General features: G+C 33.3%; 8 protein-coding genes and 3 tRNA genes. 6 read left to right on the top strand and 5 right to left on the bottom strand.

Going from position 1 to position 10849, the window contains the following annotated elements; genetic code table 11:
- Positions 1–220: 220 nt before the first annotated feature.
- From Q0845_RS11510 to Q0845_RS11495, 4 genes are read left to right on the top strand one after another with little or no spacing between them, the layout of a single operon-like run.
- Positions 221–1273 carry a sensor histidine kinase gene (locus tag Q0845_RS11510; RefSeq protein WP_298513081.1) on the top strand — a complete coding sequence of 351 codons (1053 nt, stop codon included), beginning with the start codon at positions 221–223 and terminating at the stop codon, positions 1271–1273.
- Positions 1270–1992 (top strand): LytTR family DNA-binding domain-containing protein, encoded by a 723-nt coding sequence (locus Q0845_RS11505; protein WP_298513079.1) that lies wholly within the window; start codon positions 1270–1272, stop codon positions 1990–1992. The genes Q0845_RS11510 and Q0845_RS11505 overlap by 4 nt, the downstream gene beginning before the upstream one ends.
- Before the next feature lie 20 nt (positions 1993–2012).
- Positions 2013–3335 (top strand): sugar MFS transporter, encoded by a 1323-nt coding sequence (locus Q0845_RS11500; RefSeq protein WP_298513077.1) that lies wholly within the window; start codon positions 2013–2015, stop codon positions 3333–3335.
- Positions 3336–3347: 12 nt separating this feature from the next.
- Positions 3348–4442, top strand: a complete 1095-nt coding sequence (locus tag Q0845_RS11495; RefSeq protein WP_298513075.1) for a DUF5009 domain-containing protein — start codon at positions 3348–3350, stop codon at positions 4440–4442.
- Positions 4443–4611: 169 nt separating this feature from the next.
- On the opposite strand, the gene Q0845_RS11490 is transcribed toward Q0845_RS11495, so the two are convergent.
- The 4 genes from Q0845_RS11490 to Q0845_RS11475 all read right to left on the bottom strand — a co-directional run bounded on the left by Q0845_RS11490 (position 4612) and on the right by Q0845_RS11475 (position 7246).
- Positions 4612–4685 (bottom strand) — tRNA-Arg (locus Q0845_RS11490).
- A 77-nt stretch (positions 4686–4762) separates the two neighbouring features.
- Positions 4763–4837: transfer RNA gene (locus Q0845_RS11485), tRNA-Pro, on the bottom strand.
- Between the two features lie 83 nt (positions 4838–4920).
- A tRNA-Ser gene (locus tag Q0845_RS11480) sits at positions 4921–5002 on the bottom strand.
- 150 nt (positions 5003–5152) lie between these two features.
- A complete protein-coding gene (locus Q0845_RS11475; protein WP_298513073.1) occupies positions 5153–7246 on the bottom strand; it encodes an HDIG domain-containing metalloprotein in 2094 nt (697 codons plus the stop codon).
- Between the two features lie 281 nt (positions 7247–7527).
- Between Q0845_RS11475 and Q0845_RS11470 the strand changes: the two genes are divergently transcribed.
- Complete coding sequence (locus tag Q0845_RS11470; protein WP_298513071.1) at positions 7528–8706, top strand: acetyl-CoA C-acyltransferase; 1179 nt, start codon at positions 7528–7530, stop codon at positions 8704–8706.
- A gap of 32 nt (positions 8707–8738) precedes the next feature.
- Positions 8739–9485: a C40 family peptidase gene (locus Q0845_RS11465; protein WP_298513069.1), complete on the top strand. Its 747-nt coding sequence runs from the start codon at positions 8739–8741 to the stop codon at positions 9483–9485.
- Between the two features lie 68 nt (positions 9486–9553).
- On the opposite strand, the gene Q0845_RS11460 is transcribed toward Q0845_RS11465, so the two are convergent.
- Positions 9554–10837: a tetratricopeptide repeat protein gene (locus Q0845_RS11460; protein ID WP_298513067.1), complete on the bottom strand. Its 1284-nt coding sequence runs from the start codon at positions 10835–10837 to the stop codon at positions 9554–9556.
- Positions 10838–10849: the final 12 nt, after the last annotated feature.

Below are 10849 nucleotides of genomic sequence, written 5' to 3'. Positions count from 1 at the left end.
TGTTGGTTATTTACAATTTATTGACGGCAAAGTATTTCAAACAAAAATAATTTGGAAAAAAAATATATAAACAACATTATTTTACACACAGACGACAATGAATTGAAGACTAATGATTTTTGCAAAATAAAGAATAATCAATTTTATTGTTAATTAATTATTATATCGTTAAAATTGCTGTATAAAATTGATGATTCATTATTAATAAAACTAAAAAATCGTGCTCAATTCTATCTTTAAAGAAGGTTCCAGTCATACTATACCAAGGAAGTATCATATTGCTTTTTGGATAGGATATTTTACACTAAACTTTATTAGATGGGGAAGCTATTATCAAGATTATTGGTATTCTTTTAAATCGAATTTATTAACAGTTTCTATAGGAGTTGTATTGGTATATGTCAATATTTACTTCTTATTTCCAAAGTTTATTTTAAATAAAAAGTACACTAGCTATATATTTTACTTTTTTATTACACTGAGTATTTTTTATGTAGTGCGTACCGAGTTGATTTATGCGTTGATTAATGAAAATGTTTGGCCAGAATCAGATACACCTCAAAAAGCATATTCTTTTAATCATATTATAGTCGTGTTTATGATTGGGATTTATGATGTGGCTTTAGTGACTACTTTAAAATTAACGACCGATTGGATTTTTGAAAGAAAGAGAACTGAGCGATTGAAAGAAGTACAAATGCGAACAGAGTTAAATCTTCTAAAATCTCAAATTCAGCCACACTTTTTCTTTAATACATTAAATAGCTTGTATGCTTTGGCAATTAACAAATCAGAAGATACACCTAGAGTAATTTTGAAGTTGTCTGATATGATGCAATATGCTTTATATGAGGTAAAAGACTCAAAAGTAGAATTGTTAAAAGAGATCAACCATATCAACAATTATATAGATATTGAAAAGATGCGATTCAATGATCGTATAGAATCCAATATGAACATTACAGGAAATATTGATGATGTTGAAATTCCTCCATTACTGTTTTTATCTTTTGTGGAAAACTGTTTTAAGCATGGATTAAAAGGTGTGGAAAAGATCAATATTGACATCAGTTTTGAAATTACTAAAAAAAACGATTTAGAATTTAGACTTATAAATAATTTTAATGCGGACGCAGAAGAAGAAGAAAATCACGGAATAGGAATTATGAATTCCCAAAGAAGGCTAACATTGTTGTACGACAATGATTTTATTTTAGAGACTCATGTAGAAAATAACACATACAATTTATTTTTAAAGATTCCAGTATTATGAAAATCAAGTGCGTTATAATAGATGATGAACATTTGGCGATTCAGGTGATCGAAAATCATTTAAAGAATTTTGATCATGTTGAGGTCATTGCCACCTTCAATAATCCGCTAAAGGCATATCCGATTTTGGAACAGGAAAAAATCGATGTCATTTTTTTAGATATCAATATGCCGCAAATGACGGGTTTTAAGTTTATAGAAAACTTGAGCTACAAGCCGCTTATTGTCATCACAACTGCGTACAGAGAATATGCTGTAAAAAGCTTTGAATTGAATGTGTTAGATTATTTGGTAAAGCCGATTCCTTTTGATCGCTTTTTAAAAACTATTAATAAGATTTACCAGCAAGTATATATGAATAATGCAACCTCAGATGTTGGGTTGCAACAAGAACCACATATTTTCTTGAAAGTCAACAAAAAGCTGGTCAAAGTAAATTTCAGCGATATTTTATTCATTGAAAGTTTGAAAGATTATATCAAAGTGAATACAACCATTGGTGATTATGTAGTTCATAAATCACTTTCTGCTATTACGGAAGAATTACCACAATCCAGCTTTTTAAGAATACATCGATCTTATACAATATCCATCAATAAAATAACGGCTTTAGAAGGCAATACCGTTGAAATTTTGAATAAAAAAATACCAATAGGTAGAAACTATCTTAAAATCACCAAACAACGTATTTTCAATATTAACGACGATACTAAAAATTAACTAATTTTCAACGCATTATAATGTCTACAACTAACGATACATTAAAAAAGTCAACAATAGTTCCTATCGCTATCATTGCAGGTTTATTCTTTGTTTTTGGATTTGTAACTTGGATTAATGGCGCGCTTATTCCTTACATGAAAACCATTAATGAATTAACAGATTCACAGTCGTATTTAGTGGCTTCTGCTTCGTATATTTCTTTTGTGGTAATGGCGCTTCCTGCTTCCTATATCATTAAAAAAATAGGTTTTAAAGGCGGAATGTCATTAGGTTTATTAGTCATGGCTGTAGGTGCTTTAATTTTTATTCCAGCAGCAAATGCAAGAACCTATTGGATGTTTTTAGTCGCTATTTTTATCCAAGGAATTGGAATGACTTTATTACAAACGGCTTCTAATCCTTATATAACCATATTAGGACCTATAGAAAGTGGTGCCAAACGAATTGCTATTATGGGAATTGCCAATAAAGTAGCTGGCGCGTTAGGTTCTCTTATTTTTGGAGCTATTTTATTGACGGGTATCGATGATGTAAAAGAAAAATTGACCACTATTAGTGAAGTTGAAAAAGATCAATTATTAAATAGCACAGCAGATGGAGTTGTGATGCCTTATATTATCATGGCAATTGTGCTCGTTATTTTAGGTATTTTAATAAGAAAAGCGCCCTTACCACATGTAGAAGCAGCTCCTATAGAAGCATCAAAAGATAATGAAAAGTCAAAAACAAGTATTTTTCAATTTCCACATTTATGGTTAGGTGTTTTGGCATTGTTTGTATATGTTGGCGTAGAAGTGATTGCTGGTGATACTATTATTGCCTATGGAATTGCTTTAGATATTCCTACCGATCAGGCTAAATTCTTTACACTATTAACACTTATGGCAATGGTATTTACCTATGCATTAGGTGTCTTTTTAATTCCAAAATACATAAGTCAGGCTTTGGCATTAAAAATAAGTGCGTTTTTAGGAATTGTACTTTCAATTGCCATCGTTTTCACGAGCGGATTTACCTCTGTTCTTTTTGTAGCAGCTTTAGGATTTGCCAATGCACTAGTATGGCCCGCAGTATGGCCTTTAGCCTTGACAGGATTAGGGAAGTTTACAAAAACAGCTTCCGCCTTGTTAATTATGGGAATCTCAGGAGGCGCTGTACTTCCTCCTTTATATGGAGCATTGGTAGATCATAAAAAAGAAGAATTGATCGCTAGTGGAATAGAAGAATTATCAGCAACAGCAGAAGCAGCATCCTATGGATATTGGATACTGCTGCCATGTTATGTCATTATTTTATATTATGCGTTTTGGGGACATAAAGTAGGACTTAAAAGATCGTAATGTATTTCTATTATGGGAAAAGAAAGAATAGCTTCCGTTGATATTTTAAGAGGAATTACCATTGTAGCAATGATTCTGGTAAATACTCCTGGAACTTGGTCACATGTGTATGCGCCATTATTACATGCGGAATGGCATGGCTTAACACCAACTGATTTAATATTTCCTTTCTTTTTATTCATTGTTGGAGTTTCTATTGCATTTGCTTATAAAAACAAACCTAAAACTGTATTTACGTACAATAAGATTTTTATTCGAAGTTTAAAACTTATTGGACTAGGCTTATTTCTAAACCTATTCGTACCGTATTTACCATTCATTACAGATTTAGAAACCATGCGAATACCAGGTGTTTTACAACGCATTGGTATCGTATTTTGTATTTCTGCAATACTATATCTTCATTGCAATTGGAAAGTTTTATTAGGCTTATCTGTAACTACTTTGCTTATTTATTGGAGCTTTTTAGGTTTTTTCCCTTTTTCAGATGGAACCCTACCAACTTTTGACAGAGCTCCTAATAATTGGGTAAACTATATTGATGTAAGTGTATTGGGAAAACACACTTGGAAACCCGATTATGATCCTGAAGGAATTTTAAGTACAATTCCTTCAATCATAACCTGTGTGTTAGGAATTTTGATTGGTAAAGTATTGATGAGTCATCAACATAGAAAAGAAATTAATCTTTTCTTCATAGCTATAGGTTTACTTGCCATAGGATATATTTTTAGCTATTGGTTTCCTATAAATAAAGCTTTATGGAGTAGTAGTTTTGTTTTGGTTACTAGTGGTTGGGCAGTGTTCATATTATCAATTATTTACGTTATAACGGATGTACTACATTTAAAATTTGGAGCTGTTTTTAAATATGTTGGAACGAATGCTATTACTATTTATTTCTTGTCCAGTTTCATTTCTAAAGTCTTTTATTTAACTAAACTTGGAGAAAATGACAATATACATTCATATCTATATAAAAATCTCTTCGTACACTCCTTTTTTAGTGATGAAATGTCTTCCTTACTGTATGCTTTAGTTGTGGTGTTATTTTACATCCTATTGGGTTATATTTTATTTAAAAAAAGAATTATTATTAAAGTTTGACTTTCATCTACATTGTCTATGAATTGAAACATTATCATACTTTAGTACGTATTTAGTATGTTTTGTTTGTTATATGTAACAAAATGCATGTTATAAAAAGCAAAATTTGAGGAAGAAAAGAAACGTCTAAAAACAACAAAACCCCAGTTATACTGAGGTTTTTGTGTTGTGATCGCGACAGGATTCGAACCTGTGACCGTCTGCTTAGAAGGCAGATGCTCTATCCAGCTGAGCTACGCGACCGGACTAAGTGTTTAATGAAAACGCCATCCTTACGGATAGACATCATAGTTTTACACTTTTTGCTTTTAATAATTTTGTCGGGGTGGCAGGATTCGAACCTGCGACCTCCGCGTCCCAAACGCGGCGCGATAACCGGGCTACGCTACACCCCGAAAAATTTTAAATTCTTAGCGTAATTTATTTCAAACAGAATTGAAAAACTACACCTAGAAACAGTATGATAATTCAAAAAAAGCGGAGAGACTGGGATTCGAACCCAGGCATCCCTAAGGATGACAGCTTAGCAGGCTGCTGCATTACCACTCTGCCACCTCTCCAATATTCTTTATGAATTAAGAACTTATACAATTGTGAAATTGCGGTTGCAAATGTAACTGTTCATTTCGTATCAAGCAACTATTTGCGTGTTTTTTTGCACTTTTTTTATTGTTTTTTTTACAATATTTTAATTTTCAGTTGACTACCGATTATTCTGGATATTCAATTCGTAAATGATAGATGTTGTTTAGCTTCTTTTTGAGCACTTTTTTTATAGTCACAATTTCCTTTAATGTAATATCTGCATTCATAAATTGTTGTGCTTCCATTTGCTTATCAATTATACGTTCTACAAATTGATCGATTTTTTGAGATGTTGGTTCTTTTAAACTTTTAGAAGCCGCCTCCACAGAATCTGCCATCATCAATATTGCCGTTTCTTTAGAAAAAGGAATCGGTCCAGGATATTGAAATTTTTCTATCGCTACATCGTCATCGAGCTCTTTGGCTTTTTGATAGAAGTAATATACCGTAGATGTCCCGTGATGCGTTCGAATGAAATCAATGATTCTATCTGGCAATTTATTACTTTTTGCAATTTCAATTCCATCCAATACATGATCAATAATGGTTTTTGCACTTTCATCTGGTGCTAATTCGTCATGCGGATTTACAGAAGTGGCTTGATTTTCTATAAAGAACGTCGGATTGTTCATTTTTCCAATGTCATGATATAAAGCTCCTACCCTAACCAACATAGTATTCGCTCCTATTTCGCTGGCTGCTGCTTCCGCTAGATTTGCCACTTGAAGTGAATGATGAAATGTTCCTGGTGCTTCATTGGCGAGTCGCTTCAAAAGTTTTGAATTGGTATCTGAAAGTTCTAACAGAGACACATCCGACACCAGTCCAAACATCTTTTCATAAATATAAATTAAAGGCTGCACAAATAAGGTTGCCAATCCACACAACATAAATTGTAGAAAGTACACCCAAATTACATGCAAGTTTCCAGATTCGTTTCTGCTGAATACTTCCGAAAACTTGATTCCGCCTTCATGCGTAATGTAAAACGCGAAATACGCCACGATATAGATTAATGTGATCTGTCCGACAGAAATAAAGAGATTCGCGCGCTTATACAGCTCAGAAACGGTCAAAATTGTGACAATTCCTGCTATAATTTGTAAAAAGATATATTCCGAGCTATTCGGCACAATAAATCCTAATAATAATACCGTAAGCACATGCGCAAATAAACCTAATCGTGCATCAAAGAACGCTTTTAAAATCAAAGGTAAAATACATAAAGGAACCACGTATACGTAGTTTGAATCATATTTTACCACTAAAGTTGTCAATACAATCATGAACACGATATTCATGAAGATGAAGGTGACTTTATTGTTGTTTTCATAAATCTCAGGACGATATTTTCGAATAAACAACAACAGCATCATTAAAGCAAGTGCCACTAAAATACTATATCCAAATACAATCCAATTGTAGTTTGATTCATTCCAAACCTGCGACTCGTATTCTTTTTTGAGCGAGTTTAATTGCTCTAATTTTTGTCCTTCAACCACTTCTCCTTTCGCAATAATCCGAATTCCTTTTTGCACGTTTCCTCGAGTTGGAGAAATTTCTTTTAACTTTTGGGCCAACATCGAATTTGTATGCTCCTGATTGATCACAACATTAGGCTCAATAATTTCAAAAAAGAGATTGTATAAGAGCGTTTCGTATTTTTCGAGCATCTCCCGTTCTACAAAATCATTGATATAATCTTGGAGACTATTTAGTTTGATAAATTGATTGTAGCCTACAGTTCCCAATTCTATATTATTCTCTACCAAGCCTACAAGTTTGCCAAATTTAGACTCATCTAGTGTAGCAATAATTCCATTGCGATAAAAATTACTTAATAAGCGACTTGTTTTACGTTTTAGGTTATTGTAGCCACCTGTATCAATAAGACTGTCAATAGAAAATAGTTGCTGAAATTGGGTTTCAAAATTATTTGTTACACGTGTTACCACCTCACTATCGTATTCGTAATAGGTTTTAGCACTAGCAATACCTCGCGCTTTGTCTTCTTCTATTTCTTCAAGTGTTTTTACAATAGGAAAATCGAAAGGAGCAATTAAGGTTTCGTATTGCCAAGGTTTTCCTTTTTGAAACTCAAACTGAAACTTTCCTCCTTTCGGGAAAAGATATACTACTAAAACCGTGGTAAGTATGTGTAAAAGTAGTTTATATATAAACGATTGATTCTTATATAACTTAGTGATGAGCTGCTTCATTAAACGAATATAGGTATTATTCAAAAGTAATAAAATTAACGATGTCTTAAATATTAAAGCAGTTCCATTTTTTAAACGACAAAAAGCAGAACTCAAAATTGTAATGTTGAACGAATGCGATAGAAAAAAGAAGTCTCAAATTTAAAACAGACTTGTTAGTCATATTGTACACTTTAAATTTATCCTAAAATTGGATATCTTTTATTGCTTAATTGATAATTTATACGGATATCTTCTAAAAAATAATTAAATTCGCAGCTATTAAACTATAAGCAAAAATCATGAGTAAAAAAGTTGTAATTGTTGCAGCTGCAAGAACTCCAATCGGAAGTTTTTTAAGCGCTTTATCTACTATACCAGCTCCAAAGTTAGGAGCAACAGCTATTAAAGGTGCTTTGGCACAAATAAATTTAGCTCCAGAACATGTTGAAGAAGTGATTATGGGGAATGTTGTACAAGCTGGTACTGGACAAGCTCCTGCAAGACAAGCCGCTATTTTTGCTGGAATTCCAGATACAGTTCCATGTACTACGGTAAATAAAGTATGTGCTTCAGGTATGAAAGCCGTTATGCAAGCCGCACAAGCTATCGCTTTAGGTGATGCTGACATTGTAGTTGCTGGAGGAATGGAAAATATGAGTTTAATTCCACATTATTTCCACGCAAGAAACGCTACCAAGTTTGGACCTGCTAAAATGGAAGATGGAATGCAGAAAGATGGTTTGGTAGATGTATATGACAATGTTGCCATGGGCGTTTGTGCTGATGCATGTGCTACTGAATATGAATTTTCAAGAGAAGACCAAGATGCCTTTGCAATTCAATCATACGAGCGTTCTGCAAAAGCTTGGGCAGAAGGAAAATTTGCAAATGAAGTTGTTCCTGTAGAAGTTCCACAACGAAGAGGTGAACCTGTTGTTGTGAGTGAAGATGAAGAATACAAAAACGTAAAAATGGAAAAGATTCCTAATTTACGCGCAGCTTTTACAAAAGATGGTACAGTTACCGCAGCCAATGCTTCTACGATTAATGATGGCGCTGGAGCTATGGTATTGATGAGTGCTGAAAAGGCCGCAGAATTAGGATTAACACCATTAGCAACTGTAAAAGGATATGCAGATGCAGCACACGAACCAAAATGGTTTACTACTGCGCCTGCAAAAGCACTTCCAAAAGCTTTAGCGAAAGCGAATGTAACTCTTGATGATGTAGATTATTTTGAATTTAATGAAGCTTTTTCAGTAGTTGGATTGGCAAATATGAAAATTCTTGGCTTGACAGATGATAAAGTAAATGTAAATGGTGGAGCGGTTTCTTTAGGACATCCATTAGGTTGTTCGGGAGTTCGTATCTTGATTACTTTATTGAATGTATTAGCTCAAAATGATGCAAAAATTGGAGCAGCAGCCATCTGTAATGGCGGCGGTGGTGCTTCTGCATTTGTGATAGAAAGAGCCTAATTACCAACTAAAAAAATACCCGATTTTAATACATGCAATACGGAATTTGCAATTTAAGTATTGTTCCGCTTCGTGCTGAACCAAGCGATATGAGTGAACTTGTATCGCAAGTACTGTATGGAGAACATTTTAAAGTACTGGAACAACGCAAAAAATGGAGTCGAATTCGTATCGCTTTTGATAAGTATGAAGGTTGGATAGATAATAAACAGTATCTAGAAATTACCGAAGCTATCTATAAAGAAAAAGACAAAGAGGATTTAATTTTGTCTTCTGATTTGGTAGAATTTATTACAGACGAATCACTTTTGATGCCCATTCCTATTGGTGCAGTGCTAAATTCTATGGAATTGCTGTCGCATCAACATGATGGAAATACCGTTAGTGGTATTGTATCAAAAGAAAATATCATCAAAACATCGTATATGTATTTGGGTGCGCCATATTTATGGGGCGGAAAAACACCTTTCGGAATTGACTGTTCAGGTTTCACCCAAATGGTGTATAAACTTAATGGTTATAAACTATTGCGCGATGCTTCTCAACAAGCAACACAAGGTGAAGCTTTAAGTTTTATTGAAGAAAGTGAACCTGGCGATTTGGCATTTTTTGATAATGAAGAAGGAAATATTATCCATGTTGGTATTATCATGGAGAATAATTACATCATTCATGCACACGGGAAAGTTCGTATTGATCGTATTGATCACTCAGGAATTTTTAATGTAGAGACCAATCGACATACACACAGACTTCGTGTGATAAAAAAGATTATTTAAAATTTATTTTTTGACATAAAAAAAACCTCGTATTGATACGAGGTTTTTTTGTTTTATAAGCGTAAGGATTATTGTCCTAGCTCTGCTAATTTAGCTTTTATCTTTTTGAATTTGTCATCTTCTCCTAAGAAAGAATACAATCCTTTTAATTGCTTTAAGATCCCTACATCATCAGGAACACTTTCTACAATTCCTTCTAAGATTGTCAATGACTTTCGGTATAACGAAGTTTGTTGTTCTTTGTACTCGTCAAATTTCTTATTATCCTCAGCAGAAGTTCCTAATTCGTTCATTTTATCAACGACATCAGAAGCTTCATCTAAATACGTTTTAGATAAGTTAATACCTGCATTTACATATCCAGGATCTAATTCCAATACTTTTTTATATGCATCTCTCGCTTCTTGGATATCACCATTTTCAGCACTAATTACTCCAATATTGTAATAAGAATCTACATCATTTGGATTTTTAGTAATGATCTCCTTCATGATTTCCTTGAACTTAGCTGTATCTCCCATTTTGTAGTAGATATTTCCTTTTGTCAATAAAAGAGAAGGATCATCAGGATTCACAGCAATTGCTTCTTCTACAGCTGCCAATGCTTTATCGTTATCTCCAACATGGTTTGTGTAAATCCAAGAGATATTCTTTACGATTTCTGGAAATCTAGACTTCGACTTTTCTTGCGTTGGACTTGCATGTGACTTTGATTTTACAGATAAATCTCTAACCGTTTTATCTTGAAATGGTTCTTTTTTTCCTGTAGAAACATTGACTGCATAGTACTGAGTTTTCACTCCTGTATACTCAGCATTTTTCAATTCTTCATAATACTTCAAAGCTTTGTCATAATCTTTCCCTGAAATTGAGTTAGAAGCTGCATAGTATAAGAAATCTTTATTATCTGGTTGCAACGTATACGTTAAGTGTAAAAGATCTGAAGCTTGAGCATAATCTTTCGCATTTTGTGCGTTGATAGCTTTGTCCACCATTTTACTAATCATTGTTTGTAAATTTGGCTTCGCTTCCTTTGTATAATTAAATTCTTTTTGCTCTCTTTCAAAAGCTAATAATTTATTGTATGCTTCTCCAGCAGTTTTTAAAGATGCATCTGCATCCATTCCTTTATCTGCTAAGTCTTGGTACGTTTTTCCTTTTAAAAAGTAATATTTTGCTTTGTACTTAGCTTCGGCACTTTCAATTGTAGATGAAATACTGTTGAGCATGTCTTTAGCTTCTGTTGTATTTCCTTTTTTTAATGCTTTCTCAGCGGCTTTTAATTCTTTCTTTTGAGCAAAAGAAAAGGCTGTAATCAACAGTGCTGAAAAAATTAAAATTGTCTTCTTCATTTTGTTAATGTT

Source organism: uncultured Kordia sp., from assembly GCF_947489565.1.
GTDB lineage: Bacteria > Bacteroidota > Bacteroidia > Flavobacteriales > Flavobacteriaceae > Kordia.
Note: the sequence above shows the minus strand (reverse complement) of the source record. Positions and strands in the feature narration are given on the sequence as shown.

Bases quoted from the DNA above. Each gene is read 5' to 3' on its own strand.
- Q0845_RS11470 (WP_298513071.1), top strand. From the start codon at position 7,528: ATGAGTAAAAAAGTTGTAATTGTTGCAGCTGCAAGAACTCCAATCGGA.
- Q0845_RS11500 (WP_298513077.1), top strand. From the start codon at position 2,013: ATGTCTACAACTAACGATACATTAAAAAAGTCAACAATAGTTCCTATC.
- Q0845_RS11460 (WP_298513067.1), bottom strand. From the start codon at position 10,837: ATGAAGAAGACAATTTTAATTTTTTCAGCACTGTTGATTACAGCCTTT.
- Q0845_RS11475 (WP_298513073.1), bottom strand. From the start codon at position 7,246: ATGAAGCAGCTCATCACTAAGTTATATAAGAATCAATCGTTTATATAT.
- Q0845_RS11495 (WP_298513075.1), top strand. From the start codon at position 3,348: ATGGGAAAAGAAAGAATAGCTTCCGTTGATATTTTAAGAGGAATTACC.
- Q0845_RS11505 (WP_298513079.1), top strand. From the start codon at position 1,270: ATGAAAATCAAGTGCGTTATAATAGATGATGAACATTTGGCGATTCAG.
- Q0845_RS11465 (WP_298513069.1), top strand. From the start codon at position 8,739: ATGCAATACGGAATTTGCAATTTAAGTATTGTTCCGCTTCGTGCTGAA.